The organism is Enterobacter sp. QK-SA4 (genome assembly GCF_056856775.1).
Genome location: NZ_JBXFXH010000007.1, coordinates 2118306 through 2134703 on the forward strand (window position 1 = coordinate 2118306; position 16398 = coordinate 2134703).

The following is a 16398-nucleotide window of genomic DNA, read 5'->3' on the forward strand; positions in this document are numbered from 1 at the left end:
GGGACCGCTACCATGGAAAATGAAATGGATACAAAAATTAAAGAGATCATTAATTTTGTTTACGGGGAAACGTTTTCTGAAGCCCATCTTAATGTGCTGCTGGAAAATATTGCAAAGGCCGCTTCTGTTATTACGGAAAAACGTAAAACGGGTTGGGATGAAAAAGACGTTGTCCTGATCACCTATGCCGATCAGTTTTCAGCGAAAGGGGAGAAGGCGCTGCCTGTTTTTACACGTTTTTATAACAGGTGGCTTTCTCATTCTTTTTCTCATGTCCATCTTTTGCCTTTTTATCCATGGTCTTCGGACGACGGGTTTTCTGTTATTGATTATCATGAGGTTGCACCGGAAACCGGAACGTGGCGAGACGTTGCCGAATTAAAAAAGTCAGCCAGTTTAATGTTTGATTTCGTCTGTAACCATATGTCAGCCAAAAGTAAATGGTTCGCTAATTACCTGAAGCAAATTCCTGGGTATAGCGATTTCTTTATTTCTGTCGATCCTGAAACAGATTTATCCGCAGTGACGCGTCCGCGTGCTTTACCGCTTCTTACGCCTTTCACGCTGCATGACGGCAGCGTGCGACACCTGTGGACCACCTTCAGCGAGGACCAGGTTGATCTCAATTTCGCCTCTCCGCAGGTGCTGATCGCGATGGTCGACGTACTGCTGCATTACCTTATTGAAGGGGCGCGATACATTCGTCTGGATGCTGTAGGCTTCATGTGGAAACTACCCGGAACAAACTGCATCCATCTTGAGCAAACCCATCAGCTCATCCAGCTTTTCCGCGCCATTACCGAGGCTGTCGCCCCGGGAACGGTGATTATCACCGAGACGAACGTTCCGCATAAAGATAACATTGCTTACTTTGGTGACGGTGAAAATGAAGCGCAGATGGTTTACCAGTTCTCTTTGCCCCCGCTGGTGCTGCATGCGGTGCATTGTCAGAACGTCCGGACGCTGAGCCAGTGGGCGGCGTCGCTGACGTTGCCTTCCACGAAAACCACCTGGTTTAACTTCCTGGCCTCGCATGACGGGATTGGTCTGAATCCGTTACGCGGAATTTTACCCGAGCCGGAAATCCTCTCGCTTGTGGAAAAACTTCAGGCTGAAGGGGCGTTGGTTAACTGGAAAAATAACCCGGATGGCACACGCAGTCCTTATGAAATTAATGTGACCTATCTGGATGCATTAAGTACGCGTAACAGTCCTGACAGCCAACGGATTGCCCGTTTTATTCTGGCGCATGCCGTCCTTTTAAGCTTCCCCGGCGTGCCTGCGGTTTATATCCAGAGCATTCTCGGTTCCCGTAATGATTATGCAGGTGTTGAGCGCCTGGGATACAACCGTGCGATTAATCGAGAGAAATACACGGCAGGGCAAATTGATCGCGAGCTTGAAGATAAAAATAGCCTGCGTTCTCAGGTCTATTGCTCGTTAAGCCAGTTAATCGCGCTGCGTCGGGCGGAGAAAGCATTTCACCCTGACAGTGAGGCTTTTTTTAGCGCGTCAGGTGAACATGTTTTAAAAATTGTTCGCGTGGCGGGTTGTGGTGAAAAAATAACGGCGCTGTTTAATTTCAGTGACGGCATTCAAACGGTGGAATCCGATATTCAATCCGGAAATGACTTGATCACCGGAAACGATATTACAGACAAAAAACTGACCCTATATCCATGGCAGGTGTTGTGGATTAAAGAAAACTAAAAAGGACCTTAAAAATGAAAATGCCCAGAATCGTGCTGATTTCAGCACTGGTTTCGTGCGCCTTGTTATCAGGCTGCAAGGACGACAAAAAGACTGCTGTCACTATTGAGTTTATGCACTCGTCAGTCGAGCAGGAGCGCCAGGCGGTTATAACGAAGCTTATCGAAAAGTTCGAGAAAGAGAACCCCGGCATCACGGTGAAACAGGTGCCGGTCGAAGAGGATGCCTACAACACCAAGGTCATTACGCTCGCCAGAACGGGCGCGCTGCCAGAGGTGATTGAGGTCAGCCATGACTACGCGAAAGTTATGGACAAGGAACAACTGCTGGATCGCAAAGCTATCGGCGAAGCCATTAAAGCGGTAGGCGAGGACACCTTCTATGACGGCATTTTGCGTGTTGTTCGTACGGAAGATGGTTCTGCCTGGACGGGAGTGCCAGTCAGCGCCTGGCTATCCGGCGTCTGGTATCACAAAGATGCGCTTGCTGCGGCGGGTATCCAGGAGCCGCATAACTGGGAACAGCTGTTGAAAGCCAGCCAGAGGCTCAACGACCCGGCTAAAAAACATTACGGCATTGCGCTGCCCACCGCCGAAAGCGTGATGACGGAGCAGGCATTCTCCCAGTTTGCGCTTTCCGGCGGCGCGAACGTTTTTGATGCCAAAGGGAATGTCGACATCGATACCCCTGAAATGGCAAAAGCCCTGGCGTTTTATAAAGATCTGGCCGCGACCACCATGCCGGGTTCAAACGACGTCATGGAGATCAAAGATGCCTTCATGAACGGTTCTGCGCCGATGGCGGTGTACTCCACCTACATCCTTCCGGCGGTATTCCAGGACGGAAAACCTGCCAATCTGGGCTTCGTCGTCCCAACAGAAACCTATTCTGCTGTTTACGGCATGGTCACGTCGCTGACGATTACCACCGGTCAAACTGAAGATGAGACTCAGGCGGCTGAGAAATTTGTGACTTGGATGGAGCAGGCTCAAAACGCAACCGACTGGGTCATGATGTCGCCCGGCGCGGCACTGCCGGTGAACAAGCTGGTGGTGGGCACCGATACCTGGAAAAACAACGATGTGATTAAAGCGTTTGGACAACTGCCTTACGAACTGATTGCGCAGTTCCCGAATGTGCAGGTGTTTGGCGCAGTGGGGGACAAAAACTTCACACGCATGGGCGATGTTACCGGGTCCGGCATCATCAGTTCCATGGTGCATAACGTCACGGTGGGGAAAAAAGATCTCAGCAACACGCTTAGTAACAGCCAGAAGCGTCTGACCGATCTGATTTCACAACGATAGGAGCGCTCTGCGGAAGGAAATTATGAAGACGTTGTTTTCTGGTCGTTCAGATATGCCTTTCGCCATGCTGCTGTTGGCCCCCAGCCTGATTTTGCTGGGGGGCCTGGTGGCCTGGCCAATGATTTCCAATATTGAAATCAGTTTCTTACGTCTGCCGCTTAACCCGCGCATTAGCGCTGTGTTTGTCGGGCTGGATAATTACATTCGCATTCTCAGTGATGCAGCATTCTGGCACTCGCTGTGGATGACGTTCTGGTACACCGCGCTGGTGGTGATCGGCAGCACGGGGTTGGGTCTGGCGGTTGCGATCTTCTTTAACCGTGAATTCCGTCTGCGGAAAACGGCACGTTCACTGGTGATTTTGTCCTACGTCACCCCGTCCATTTCGCTGGTGTTTGCATGGAAATACATGTTCAACAACGGCTACGGCATTGTGAACTATCTGGGCGTTGACCTGCTGCATCTGTATGACCAGGCCCCCCTGTGGTTCGACAATCCTGGCAGCAGCTTTGTGCTGGTGGTGCTGTTCGCCATCTGGCGCTACTTCCCGTACGCGTTCATTTCGTTCCTCGCGATTTTGCAGACCATTGATAAGTCGCTGTATGAAGCGGCGGAAATGGACGGCGCGAATGCCTGGCAGCGTTTTCGAATCGTTACGCTGCCCGCGATTATGCCGGTGCTGGCAACGGTAGTGACGCTCCGCACTATCTGGATGTTCTACATGTTTGCGGATGTCTATCTGTTGACGACCAAGGTCGATATTTTGGGCGTCTACCTCTACAAAACGGCATTCGCTTTCAACGATTTGGGTAAGGCTGCGGCGATCTCCGTCGTGCTGTTCGTGATCATCTTCGCGGTGATTCTGCTGACCAGAAAAAGGGTAAACCTCAATGGCAACAAATAAGCGCGTACTGAGCCGTATTGGTTTTTATCTCGGTCTGGCGGTGTTCCTGGTCATCACGCTATTCCCGTTCTTCGTGATGCTGATGACGTCATTCAAGAGCGCGAAAGAGGCCATATCGCTTAACCCGACCATTTTGCCGCAGGCGTGGACGCTGCAGCATTACGTCGACATCTTTAACCCGCTGATTTTCCCGTTTGTGGACTATTTCAAAAACAGCATGGTGGTGTCGCTGATCTCCTCGGTGATTGCCGTGTTTCTCGGCACGCTGGGGGCTTACGCCTTGTCCAAACTGCGTTTTAAAGGCCGCACGACGATCAACGCGAGTTTTTACACCGTCTACATGTTCTCCGGAATATTGCTGGTGGTGCCGCTGTTCAAAATCATCACTGCCCTTGGGATCTACGACACCGAGCTGGCGCTGATTATCACCATGGTGACCCAAACGTTACCGACAGCGGTGTTCATGCTGCGCAGCTATTTCGACACCATCCCGGACGAAATCGAAGAAGCCGCGATGATGGACGGCCTTAACCGCCTGCAAATCATCTTCCGCATCACCGTGCCGCTGGCGATTTCCGGGCTCGTATCGGTGTTTGTCTACTGCTTCATGGTGGCGTGGAACGACTATCTGTTTGCGTCCATTTTCCTGTCCAGCGCCAGCAATTTCACCTTGCCGGTCGGGCTGAACACGCTCTTTAGCACGCCAGATTACATCTGGGGTCGCATGATGGCGGCATCGCTGGTGACGGCGCTTCCGGTGGTCATCATGTACGCCCTGTCTGAACGTTTTATTAAAAGTGGTTTGACCGCCGGTGGCGTGAAGGGCTGAGGCGGCCAATTTTAACAAGGAGTCAGTCATGAAAAAATTAGTAGCGACAGCGCCACGCGTGGCGGCGCTGGTGGAATATGAAGATCGTGCTGTGGGAGCACATGAAGTGAAAATTCGTGCACGCTTTGGCGCGCCAAAGCACGGCACTGAAGTCGTGGATTTCCGCGCGGCAAGCCCGTTTATTGACGAAGAGTTCAACGCGGAGTGGCAGATGTTCACGCCGCGTGAAGAAGGGGCGGCCCGCGGGATCGAATTCGGTAAGTTCCAGCTGGGCAACATGATTGTTGGCGAGATTATCGAATGCGGTGATGACGTCACTGAATATCAGATCGGCGACAGCGTCTGCTGCTACGGCCCGCTGCAGGAAACGGTGATCGTTAACGCGGTGAACAACTACAAGCTGCGCAAAATGCCGCAGGGTGCGTCCTGGAAAAACGCCGTTTGCTACGATCCGGCGCAGTTCGCCATGAGCGGCGTGCGTGATGCCAACGTCCGCGTGGGCGACTTTGTGGTCGTGGTCGGTCTGGGAGCCATTGGGCAGATTGCGATTCAGCTGGCGAAAAAAGCCGGTGCGTCAGTGGTTATCGGCGTTGATCCAATCGAACACCGCTGTGAGATCGCCCGTCGTCATGGGGCAGACCACTGTCTGAACCCAATAGGCACTGATGTCGGTCTGGAAATCAAAAAGCTGACCGGGAAGCAGGGCGCGGACGCGATCATCGAAACCAGCGGCTTTGCAGATGCGCTGCAGTCCGCGCTGCGCGGACTTGCCTACGGCGGCATCATCTCCTATGTAGCTTTCGCAAAACCGTTCGCGGAAGGCTTTAACCTCGGCCGCGAAGCGCATTTCAATAACGCGAAGATTGTCTTCTCCCGCGCCTGCAGCGAACCCAACCCGGACTACCCGCGCTGGAGCCGCAAGCGTATTGAAGAGACCTGCTGGGAATTGCTGATGAACGGTTATCTGAATTGTGAAGATCTGATCGACCCGGTCGTGGCCTTCGACACCACCCCGGAAAGCTATATGAAGTATGTCGATCAGCACCCGGAACTCAGTATCAAAATGGGCGTCACTTTTTAAGCTAAGGACAGCAAATCATGAAGATCGCAACACAAAACCAGGCCTTTTTCCCGACCAGCATCATGGAGAAATTCGAGTACATCAAAGCAATGGGTTTTGATGGCTACGAAATTGACGGCCGCCTGCTGGTGGAAAACCTCGATGAAGTGAAAGCGGCCATCAAAGCTACCGGTCTGCCGGTGACGACAGCATGTGGCGGATACGATGGCTGGATCGGTGATTTCATCGAAGAACGCCGTCTGAACGGGTTACAGCAGATCGAACGCATTCTGGAAGCGCTGGCGGAAGTCGGCGGAAAGGGCATTATCGTGCCTGCTGCCTGGGGGATGTTCACCTTCCGTCTGCCACCAATGACCTCTCCACGCAGCCTGGACGGTGACCGCAAAGCCGTAAGCGCCTCCCTGCGCTGGCTGGATGAGGTGGCGGCGCGCACCGGAACAACCGTCTACCTGGAGCCGCTGAACCGCTATCAGGATCACATGATCAACACCCTGGCTGACGCGCGTCGCTATATCGAAGAGAACGGTCTGAAGCACGTGCAGATCATCGGCGATTTCTATCATATGAACATCGAAGAAGACTCGCTGACGGATGCGCTGCATCAGCACCGCGATCTGCTGGGCCATGTGCACATTGCAGATAACCACCGCTACCAGCCGGGCAGCGGTAGCCTCGATTTTGCCAGCCTGTTCGATCAGCTGCGTGCCGATAACTACCAGGGTTACGTGGTGTATGAGTGCCGTGTTCGCGCCGAGGATCCGGCTCAGGCATACCGGGATTCGCTCACTTACTTGCGTGAATGCTAAGGATGACGAGCGTGATGAGTGCTTCTACACCTTCGCCTCTGCGCGTTGCCATCATTGGCGCCGGGCAGGTCGCGGATAAAGTGCATGCCTCGTATTACGCCACGCGCAGTGATGTTCAGATGGTGGCTGTCATGGACAGCCATCCTGAACAGGCTCTGGCGTTTGCGGAACGTCATGGTATTTCCTCCGTATGGCAGGATGCGCGAGACATGCTCGAGGCGGTTAAGCCGGATGTGGTGAGCGTCTGTTCGCCTAACCGGTTCCATTTCGAGCACGTCATGGCAGCGCTGGAAGCTGGCTGCCACGTGATGTGTGAAAAACCACCTGCTATGACGCCGCAGGAGGCCGATCGGATGCGCATGGCCGCGCGCAAGGCGGGAAAAGTGCTGGCGTATGATTTTCACCATCGCTTTGCTCTCGATACGCAACTGCTGCGTGAGGCTGTGATGAAGGGGGCGCTGGGAGAAATTTATTACACCACTGCGCAGGCGCTACGCCGCTGCGGGGTTCCCGGCTGGGGCGTCTTTACCAACAAAACGCTACAGGGCGGTGGGCCGCTGATTGATATCGGCATCCATATGCTCGATGCCGCGATGTACGTGCTGGGGTTCCCGGCGGTAAAAAAGGTGACGGCACACAGCTTCCAGAGGCTGGGAAACCGTAAAAGCAGCGGCCAGTTTGGCGCGTGGGATCCCACGCAGTTTACCGTTGAAGATGCCCTGTTTGGCACCATTGAATTTTGCAACGGCGGCATTCTGCGTCTGGACACGTCGTTTGCGCTCAATATCCGTGAACAATCCATCATGAACGTCGCATTTTGCGGTGAAAAGGCGGGCGCCATGCTGTTCCCGGCGCACATCTACAACGACGAAGCCGGGACTTTAGTCACCCTCACGCAGCGTGAAGAGGCTGACGATCGGCGTCATATGCGCAGTATGGATGCCTTTGTGCGGCATGTGCATGGAGAGCCCGTCATGATCGCTGATGCAGAGCAGGGGCTGGTTATCCAGCAGCTTGTCGCCGCGCTGTATGAATCTGCAGAAACAGGGGAAAGCGTGACGTTATGCTAAACGTGTCTGTATTAACCGACCCGGGCTTTTGTCCACACAGCCTGAATAAATATGCCTCCATCATGGCCTGCGGTAATGGCTACATGGGGATCCGCGCTACGCACGAAGAAGATTACACCCAGCAAACCAGAGGCATGTATCTTGCGGGTCTCTATCATCGTGCTGGTCGCAACGAGACCACTGAGCTGGTCAATCTGCCGGATATCATCGGTATTGATGTTGAGCTGGATGGCGTCAATTTCACACTCCTGTCAGGCGAAATCCTCGAGTGGCAGCGCGAGCTGGCGTTTGCCAATGGCGAACTTCGTCGCAGCGTCGTCTGGCGCTCGTCTGACGGGAAGCGCTATCGTCTGGAGAGCCGTCGTTTTGTGTCGCTGGTCCAGTTGCCCTTAGTGGCCATGCAGCTTTCCATCACGCCGCTCGATGCCGTCGCGCACGCCGTGCTGCAAACCGGCATTGACGCAACGCAAACGAACAGCGGCAGACAGCATCTTGATGAAGTGTCGGTCAGAGTGTTCGATCAGGAATACATGCAGGGCGTATATGAAACGCAGGACCGCACGTCTGAGATTGCTGTTTCAGCTTATTGTCAGCTCTCAGCGAAGAGCGACAGCTGTTTCACCGCCAAAAATCGTCGTCTCAGCGCCCATCATTCGCTGACGATTGCGAAGGGTGACACTGTCACGCTTGAAAAAATCGTCTGGGTTGCACATCGCAGTGATAAGGCACTGTCGCAGGCCTCTTTCGCTCGCAACGCGCTGGCCGATCTCAAAGTCTATGCGGCAAGAGGCTACGACGCCTTGCTTGAGAGTTCGGCGTGTGCCTGGCAAGAGGTCTGGCGTAACGCTCGGGTGGAGGTTGACTCTACGGAACATCAGGATCAGATGGCGCTGGATTACGCCGTCTGGCATTTGACGACCATGACGCCAGCCCATGATGAGCGAAGCAGTATCGCCGCCAAAGGGCTGACGGGCGAGGGGTATAAAGGCCACGTCTTTTGGGATACCGAAATTTTCCTGCTGCCTTTCCATCTCTTCACGCGTCCCCAGACCGCCCGTAGCCTGCTGCGCTATCGTTGGCTCAACCTGGCCGGGGCGCGGGAAAAAGCCCGTCGCAACGGCTGGCCCGGCGCGTTGTTTCCATGGGAAAGCGCCGCCAGCGGGCTGGAAGAGACGCCGGAGTTCGCGGCTATCAACATCCGAACCGGCACGCGTCAGAAGGTGGCCTCCGCGCTGGCGGAACACCACATCGTGGCGGACATCGCCTGGGCCGTCGTCGCTTACTGGCAGGCGACGCACGATGAGACCTTTATGCGGAATGAAGGTCTGACGCTCTTGATGGAAACCGCTGCGTTCTGGATGGGCCGCGCGACGGAAATTAATGGTCGTCTCGAAATCCATGACGTTATCGGACCTGACGAATACACCGAGCATGTGAACAACAACGCTTATACCAACTATCTGGCCTGGCACAACGTCGCCTGCGCTCGTCAGTTTATGACGATGTTTGGGCGCGAGGATGAAGGTTTTACGCAGAAAGCGACACGGTTCCTGGCGCGCTTATGGCTGCCGGAGGCCAATTCAGACGGTGTGATCCCGCAGGATGATACCTTTATGGCAAAACCTGCCATCGATCTGAGCCGCTACAAAGCCAAAGCGGGTAAGCAGACCATTCTGCTCGATTATTCACGCGCGGAAGTCAACGACATGCAGATCCTTAAGCAGGCCGATGTGGTGATGCTTACCTACCTGTTGCCGGAGCGGTTTACCCCGCAGCAGTGCGCCGCCAATCTGGCGTTCTACGAGCTCCGCACGATCCATGATTCTTCGCTGAGCAAGGCCATTCACGGCATTGTGACTGCCCGCTGTGGTGACGTCGAGGGTGCCTACGCCTTCTGGCGCGATGGCGTCGCCATTGATCTTGGGGACGACCCGCACAGCTGCGATGACGGAATTCACGCCGCTGCGACCGGCGCTATCTGGTCCGGCGTCATTCAGGGCTTTGCCGGTGTGCAGATTGTAGAAGGGGAGCTGCATCTTGCGCCGAAACTGCCAGCTCACTGGCAAAAACTCACATTCCCTCTGCGCTGGCGGAACGCGACGCTGCACTTCACCTATGAAAATGAGGTGTTAACCATAGAAGCTTCGGCACCTGCCACGCTGACGCTGTGGGGCAAAACGCTACATGTATCGGGGCGGAAAATTTGCGCTTATAAGGATTTTCTTACACCTGTGAATGGGACCGCTACCACGGAGAGGAGCCATGATGCTTAAGGCTGTTGTATTCGATCTGGACGGAGTGATCACCGATACCGCACACCTCCATTTTCTGGCCTGGCGTGCAGTGGCGGATGAAATCGGCATCACCTTCGACGAAGCGTTTAACGAACAGCTGAAGGGCATTAGCCGCATGGATTCCCTTCAGCGCATCCTGAAGCATGGCGGGAAAGAGGGGACGTTTAGCGATGAGCAGTGCCTCGCGCTGGCGACGAAGAAAAACGCGCTCTATGTCCAGTCTCTGGCGTCGCTGACGGAGGATTCACTGCTTCCCGGTATTCGCGACGTGCTGGCGGATATCCGTGCGGCGAAGGTCAAAATTGGGCTCGCCTCCGTTTCCCTGAATGCCCCGGGGATCCTGCACGCGCTTGGCATTGATCAGGCCTTCGATTTTTGCGCCGATGCTTCCCGTATTCGCCGCTCAAAACCAGACCCGGAGATCTTCCTCGCCGCCTGTGCAGGCCTGAATGTGCGTCCTGACGCGGCTATAGGTATCGAAGATGCACCTGCAGGCGTTGAGGCGATCAACGCGGCGGGATTGCTATCGGTTGGGATTGGAGCTGGCCTGAACCATGCGGGATTACAACTTCATTCAACGCGGGAATTGACCTGGAAATGCCTGACCGAGTTTTGGGCATCCCGGACGTATTGCTAAGGAATTAACAATGGCTCAACTGTCCCTGAAACACATTCAGAAAATCTATGATAACCAGGTCCACGTGGTTAAGGATTTCAATCTCGAAATCGAAGACAAGGAGTTCATCGTCTTCGTTGGGCCTTCGGGCTGCGGTAAATCCACCACGCTGCGAATGATTGCCGGTCTGGAGGAGATCAGCGCGGGTGAACTGATTATTGACGGGGTGTGCATGAATGACGTGCCCGCCAAGTCTCGCGATATTGCGATGGTCTTCCAGAACTATGCGCTTTATCCGCATATGACGGTCTACGACAACATGGCGTTTGGTCTGAAGATGCAAAAAATTGCGCCTGCGGTTATCGAAGACCGCGTTAACTGGGCGGCACAGATCCTCGGATTACGCGAGTACCTCAAGCGCAAACCCGGCGCGCTGTCCGGCGGCCAGCGTCAGCGCGTGGCGTTGGGCAGGGCGATCGTGCGCGAGGCGGGGGTGTTCCTGATGGATGAACCGCTCTCTAACCTCGATGCCAAGCTTCGCGTGCAGATGCGGGCTGAAATCAGCAAGCTGCACCAGAAGCTCAACACCACCATGATTTACGTGACCCACGATCAGACGGAAGCCATGACCATGGCGACCCGCATCGTGATCTTAAAAGACGGCATTATTCAGCAGGTCGGTGCACCGAAGCAGGTGTACAACGAACCGGCAAACATGTTTGTTGCAGGATTTATTGGATCGCCAGCCATGAACTTTATTCGCGGCGCTATCGACGATCGCTATTTTGTTACGGAAACGCTGCGTCTGGCGATCCCGGAGGACAAGCTCGCTTCACTGAATGCCGCAGGGTATCAGCGCAAAGCCGTGGTCTTTGGGATCCGCCCGGAAGATATTCTCACGCTGCAGAGTCGAGGTGAGAATATCGCGGCGAAAGTCAGCGTAGCCGAACTGACCGGCGCGGAGTTCATGCTTTACGCCACCGTTGGCGGCCATGAGCTGGTTGTGCGCGCTGGCGCTGCGAATGATTATGCCTCTGGGGATAATATCGACATCCAGTTCGATATGAACAAGTGCCATTTCTTCGACGCTGAAACCGAAGCGGCTATTAGATAAGAAAGGTGTTCGCCGGAAATGCAAATTTCCGGTTTTTTTGTTTGTTACTTATAAAGGGAAAATTAAATGAGTACTCTACTAAGAAGTGCTGCGCTCGTGCTGTGCGCAGGGGTTAGCTGTGCACAAGCATCAGAAACAGCGAAACAGTGGGAATTTAATATCGGCGCGATGTATGAAATCGAAAACGTTGAGGGGCAGGGCGACGATAAAGATGGATTATATGAACCTTCCGTGTGGTTTAATGCAACCTGGGATGCGTGGACTATTTCGCTGGCGATGTATCAGGAGGGGCCGGTTGATTACAGCAGTATGACCCGTGGAACCTATTTCGACCGTCCTGAATTTGAATTACGCTATCGCTTTATCGGAACCGATGATTTTACTTTCGGTCTGACCGGTGGTTTCCGTAATTATGGCTACCACTTTAAAGATGAACACGGAGCCAAAGACGGCAGCGCGAATATGCAGCGCTACAAAGTTCAACCTGACTGGGATATTAAATTAACCGATGACTGGCGCTTTGGCGGCTGGTTTGCCATGTATCAGTTTGCCAACGATCTGGAGAAAACCGGTTATTCTGATAGCCGCGTTGAAACCGAAACGGGCTTTACCTGGACCATTAACGAAACCTTTGCGGCTAAAGTGAATTACTATTTAGAGCGCGGTTTCAATATGAACGGTTCGCGTAATAACGGCGAATTCTCCACCCAGGAAATTCGCGCCTACCTGCCTATTTCATTGGGCCAGACGACCTTAACGCCTTATACCCGACTGGGGCTCGATCGCTGGTCGAACTGGGACTGGCAGGACGATCCTGAGCGTGAAGGACATGATTTCAACCGCCTGGGTATGCAGTATGCCTATGACTTCAACAACGGTTTATCCATGACGCTTGAATACGCCTATGAATGGGAAAACCATGACGAAGGTAAAAACGACCGCTTCCACTATGCGGGCGTTGGGGTAAATTACGCGTTCTGACCGAGGGCACGCCAGGGGCGCTAAGCCCCTGATTTTAGCGCAGCGAGGCCGCCAGTAAAAAGTGGGTATCAACGAGAACTTTTTGCGGTGCGGGCTGACCCGCAATACGCCTGAAAAGAAGATCGCAGCTCTCTTCGCCCAGTTTTCGGGTCGGGATATCGAAGCCGCCAGGTGCGGGCGTTAAAATGAGAGACAGCATCGGGTCACTGTATCCGGCGATGACCACCTGCTCCGGGATCATCAGATTCAACTCATCCGCCGCGCGATAGAGGCTAAGTAACTTCATGCTGTCGGTAGCGAATACTGCATCAGGCGGCGTGGGTGAAGACAACAATTCCAGCGCCGCCGTAAGCGCACTCTCATGGGTATAACCGCCATCCCTGATCCAGTCCGGGTTGAGGGCAATATGGTACTTTTCCAGACTGGCTTTATAGCCCGCAAGACGATCGATCGAAACATGATAATCAAGCGGGGCATGCAGACAGGCAATTTTACGGCGTCCGTTTTTAATAAAGGTTTCGGTCAGCGTGGCGCTGTCATGGAAATTATCCGTGTCGACGGAATAAATATTCTGAAACTCACCTTCGACTTTGCCGATAACTACTACCGGTACGCCATACGCATCCAGCGTGGTGAAAAAGGATTCATTTGCCGGTGAGCTCAGCATAATGATCCCTTTGATCATCTTCTGTTTTATTTTATTCACGCATTTCAGCAGATCGTCTTCGCTGCTTTTTGACGTTTGTAAAATAACGTCAAATCCTTCTTCTTCCGCTTTTGCCGTAATGGCATGCAGGACATCTGAGAAAAAAGGATTTCCGGCAGTGGTTTTGGTTGAACGGGTCGAAATAACCATAATGGCATCGAAGCCTGAAGAGGTCAGGGCGCGGGCCAGTTTGTTGGGCTGATAATTTAATTCGTCAATCGCCTTCAGCACTTTTTCACGCGCTTCGGGAGAAATATTCGTTTGTTTATTCAGAACGCGGGAAACGGTTGATTTCGATACGCCCGCAACCCGTGCGATATCATAGATGGTGGGTGACATACACCTTACTCACTCCGGACTGACAGCAATGTCGTTCATCTTACTGGAGAGAAAACGGCAATAGCAATAAATAAGAATTGATAATCAACGATCTGCCCCCATTTATTGTATTCTGAAGCCATGCATTCAAGGCTTCCAGGCAACGAAGGACGGCGATGAAGCGACTTAAAAACGAAATCAATTCACTGGTGAACCGTGGCGTTGACCGCCATCTGCGTCTGGCCGTGACGGGGCTTAGCCGCAGCGGTAAGACGGCGTTTATCACCGCGATGGTAAACCAGCTCCTGAACCTGCACGCCGGCGCGCGTCTGCCGCTGCTCAGCGCGGTGCGGGAAGAACGCCTGCTGGGCGTGAAGCGCGTCCCTCAGCGTGATTTTGGTATTCCACGCTTTACCTATGACGAAGGGCTGGCGCAGCTCTACGGCGATCCGCCCACGTGGCCGACGCCGACGCGAGGGGTGAGTGAGATTCGCCTCGCGCTGCGCTTTCGCTCGAATGAATCCCTGATGCGCCACTTCAAGGATACTTCTACGCTGTACCTTGAAATCGTCGATTACCCCGGTGAATGGTTGCTCGACCTGCCGATGCTGGCGCAGGACTACCTCAGCTGGTCCCGCCAGATGACGGGGTTGTTGCAGGGGCAGCGCGCCGGGTGGTCGGCCAAATGGCGACAGCTGTGCGAAGGCCTGGATCCGCTTGCACCGGCCGATGAAAACCGTCTGGCGGCCATTGCCGAAGCCTGGACGGCGTATTTGCATCAGTGCAAGCAGGAAGGGTTGCACTTCATTCAGCCGGGTCGCTTTGTCCTGCCGGGTGATTTAGCGGGCGCGCCTGCGCTTCAGTTCTTCCCCTGGCCAGACGTGGACGGGGTGGGCGAGTCGAAGCTGGCTCAGGCCGACAGGCACACTAACGCCGGGATGCTGCGCGAGCGTTACAATTACTACTGTGAAAAAGTGGTTAAGGGATTCTATAAAAACCACTTTTTGCGATTTGACCGTCAGATTGTGCTGGTGGATTGTCTGCAGCCGCTCAACAGCGGGCCGCAGGCCTTCAACGATATGCGCCTTGCCCTGACGCAGCTGATGCAAAGTTTCCACTACGGGCAGAGGACGCTGTTTCGCCGTCTGTTCTCTCCGGTAATCGACAAACTGCTTTTTGCGGCCACAAAGGCCGATCACGTCACGGTCGATCAGCATGCCAATATGGTATCGCTGCTGCAGCAGCTGGTGCAGGACGCCTGGCAAAACGCCGCCTTCGAAGGGATCGGCATGGATTGCCTTGGGCTTGCGTCCGTGCAGGCAACGCAAAGCGGGCTGATCGATCTTAACGGCGAGAAAATACCGGCATTACGCGGGAACCGGCTCAGCGACGGTGAACCGCTTACCGTCTATCCGGGGGAAGTGCCTGCGCGGCTGCCGGGTCAGGCCTTCTGGCAGAACCAGGGCTTCCAGTTTGAAGCCTTCCGCCCGCAGGCAATGAGCGTCGATCGGCCATTACCACACATCCGTCTGGATGCGGCGCTGGAGTTTTTGATTGGAGATAAATTGCGATGACGGAACCGTTAAAACCGCGCATAGACTTTACCGGAACGCTTGAGCAGGATCCTCAGGAGGCGTTTAAAACCGCGCAGACCTTCAGCGGCACGCAGGCTGATAACTTTTCCCCGGCCCTGATCGAGGAGCCCGGCGTTGAGGAAGGTCCGGCAGAGGCGGTTGTGGAAGCCGCCCTGCGTCCAAAGCGCAGCCTGTGGCGCAGGATGGTCACCGCCGGGCTGGCGCTGTTTGGCGTAAGCGTGGTTGGTCAAGGCGTGCAGTGGACGATGAATGCCTGGCAAACTCAGGACTGGGTCGCGCTGGGCGGATGTGCCGCAGGCGCGCTGATTGTGGGGGCGGGTATCGGGTCGGTTGCCACCGAGTGGCGGCGGCTCTGGCGTTTGCGCCAGCGCGCGCACGAGCGTGATGAAGCGCGGGATCTGCTCCACAGTCACGGCACCGGCAAAGGCCGCGCGTTCTGTGAAAAGCTGGCCAGCCAGGCCGGAATCGATCAGTCGCATCCGGCGCTTCAGCGCTGGTATGCCGCCATCCATGAAACCCAGAATGACCGGGAAGTAGTGACGCTTTATTCCCATATGGTTCAGCCGGTACTGGATGCCCAGGCGCGGCGCGAGATTAGCCGCTCTGCGGCGGAATCCACCCTGATGATTGCCGTCAGCCCGCTAGCGCTGGTCGATATGGCCTTTATCGCCTGGCGTAACCTGCGCCTGATCAACCGTATCGCGAACCTTTACGGCATAGAGCTGGGTTATTACAGTCGGCTCAGATTGTTCAAACTGGTCCTGCTCAATATCGCGTTTGCCGGTGCGAGTGAGCTGGTGCGCGAAGTGGGCATGGACTGGATGTCGCAGGATCTGGCGGCGCGTCTTTCTGCCCGTGCGGCGCAGGGTATCGGTGCGGGATTGTTGACGGCGCGTTTGGGGATTAAAGCGATGGAGGTCTGCCGTCCGCTGCCGTGGATCGATGGCGATAAGCCCCGTCTGGGAGATTTCAGGCGCGAACTGATCGGTCAGCTCAAAGAGACGCTCAATAAGAAACCCGCTCCGTGAGGTTTTGTTCACTTATCGTGCTGGCTGTCAATATTTGTT

The 16398-nt window shown here is 54.5% G+C and carries 14 protein-coding genes; 13 read left to right on the plus strand and 1 reads right to left on the minus strand.

Annotation, left to right across the window (positions count from 1 at the left end; genetic code table 11):
* Window positions 1-12: 12 nt before the first annotated feature.
* The 11 genes from AC1VYI_RS11645 to AC1VYI_RS11695 all read left to right on the plus strand — a co-directional run bounded on the left by AC1VYI_RS11645 (window position 13) and on the right by AC1VYI_RS11695 (window position 12712).
* Entirely contained in the window at window positions 13-1710 is a 1698-nt protein-coding gene (locus tag AC1VYI_RS11645) for a sugar phosphorylase (protein ID WP_134866118.1), read from the plus strand.
* 14 nt (window positions 1711-1724) lie between these two features.
* Window positions 1725-3017: an ABC transporter substrate-binding protein gene (locus AC1VYI_RS11650; RefSeq protein WP_134866119.1), complete on the plus strand. Its 1293-nt coding sequence runs from the start codon at window positions 1725-1727 to the stop codon at window positions 3015-3017.
* A gap of 22 nt (window positions 3018-3039) precedes the next feature.
* Window positions 3040-3921: a carbohydrate ABC transporter permease gene (locus AC1VYI_RS11655; protein WP_023312040.1), complete on the plus strand. Its 882-nt coding sequence runs from the start codon at window positions 3040-3042 to the stop codon at window positions 3919-3921.
* Complete coding sequence (locus AC1VYI_RS11660) at window positions 3908-4750, plus strand: carbohydrate ABC transporter permease (RefSeq protein ID WP_045400139.1); 843 nt, start codon at window positions 3908-3910, stop codon at window positions 4748-4750. Before AC1VYI_RS11655 ends, AC1VYI_RS11660 begins: the two co-directional genes overlap by 14 nt.
* A 28-nt stretch (window positions 4751-4778) precedes the next feature.
* Window positions 4779-5831 (plus strand): D-guloside 3-dehydrogenase, encoded by a 1053-nt coding sequence (ycjQ, locus tag AC1VYI_RS11665; RefSeq protein WP_134866120.1) that lies wholly within the window; start codon window positions 4779-4781, stop codon window positions 5829-5831.
* A gap of 17 nt (window positions 5832-5848) precedes the next feature.
* Window positions 5849-6637, plus strand: a complete 789-nt coding sequence (gene ycjR, locus AC1VYI_RS11670; protein ID WP_023312037.1) for a 3-dehydro-D-guloside 4-epimerase — start codon at window positions 5849-5851, stop codon at window positions 6635-6637.
* An 11-nt stretch (window positions 6638-6648) separates the two neighbouring features.
* The gene (ycjS, locus tag AC1VYI_RS11675; protein ID WP_134866121.1) at window positions 6649-7707 is read left to right on the plus strand and encodes a D-glucoside 3-dehydrogenase; all 1059 of its coding nucleotides are present in this window, start codon (window positions 6649-6651) and stop codon (window positions 7705-7707) included.
* Window positions 7701-9980: a glycoside hydrolase family 65 protein gene (locus AC1VYI_RS11680; protein ID WP_482881538.1), complete on the plus strand. Its 2280-nt coding sequence runs from the start codon at window positions 7701-7703 to the stop codon at window positions 9978-9980. The genes ycjS and AC1VYI_RS11680 overlap by 7 nt, the downstream gene beginning before the upstream one ends.
* Entirely contained in the window at window positions 9970-10638 is a 669-nt protein-coding gene (gene pgmB / locus AC1VYI_RS11685) for a beta-phosphoglucomutase (protein ID WP_045355874.1), read from the plus strand. The genes AC1VYI_RS11680 and pgmB overlap by 11 nt, the downstream gene beginning before the upstream one ends.
* A 10-nt stretch (window positions 10639-10648) precedes the next feature.
* Window positions 10649-11731 (plus strand): ABC transporter ATP-binding protein, encoded by a 1083-nt coding sequence (locus AC1VYI_RS11690; RefSeq protein WP_063927776.1) that lies wholly within the window; start codon window positions 10649-10651, stop codon window positions 11729-11731.
* Window positions 11732-11797: 66 nt separating this feature from the next.
* The gene (locus AC1VYI_RS11695; protein WP_023312032.1) at window positions 11798-12712 is read left to right on the plus strand and encodes an OmpG family monomeric porin; all 915 of its coding nucleotides are present in this window, start codon (window positions 11798-11800) and stop codon (window positions 12710-12712) included.
* Between the two features lie 34 nt (window positions 12713-12746).
* On the opposite strand, the gene AC1VYI_RS11700 is transcribed toward AC1VYI_RS11695, so the two are convergent.
* Window positions 12747-13757: a LacI family DNA-binding transcriptional regulator gene (locus AC1VYI_RS11700; RefSeq protein ID WP_023312031.1), complete on the minus strand. Its 1011-nt coding sequence runs from the start codon at window positions 13755-13757 to the stop codon at window positions 12747-12749.
* Window positions 13758-13912: 155 nt separating this feature from the next.
* Here AC1VYI_RS11700 and AC1VYI_RS11705 point away from each other — a divergent pair, with 155 nt between their 5' ends.
* Together AC1VYI_RS11705 and AC1VYI_RS11710 are read left to right on the plus strand one after the other, a co-directional pair.
* Window positions 13913-15310, plus strand: coding sequence for a YcjX family GTP-binding protein (locus tag AC1VYI_RS11705; protein ID WP_023312030.1), 1398 nt, complete (start codon window positions 13913-13915; stop codon window positions 15308-15310).
* Window positions 15307-16359, plus strand: coding sequence for a YcjF family protein (locus AC1VYI_RS11710; protein ID WP_045355871.1), 1053 nt, complete (start codon window positions 15307-15309; stop codon window positions 16357-16359). The genes AC1VYI_RS11705 and AC1VYI_RS11710 overlap by 4 nt, the downstream gene beginning before the upstream one ends.
* The last annotated feature ends 39 nt before the right edge of the window (window positions 16360-16398 follow it).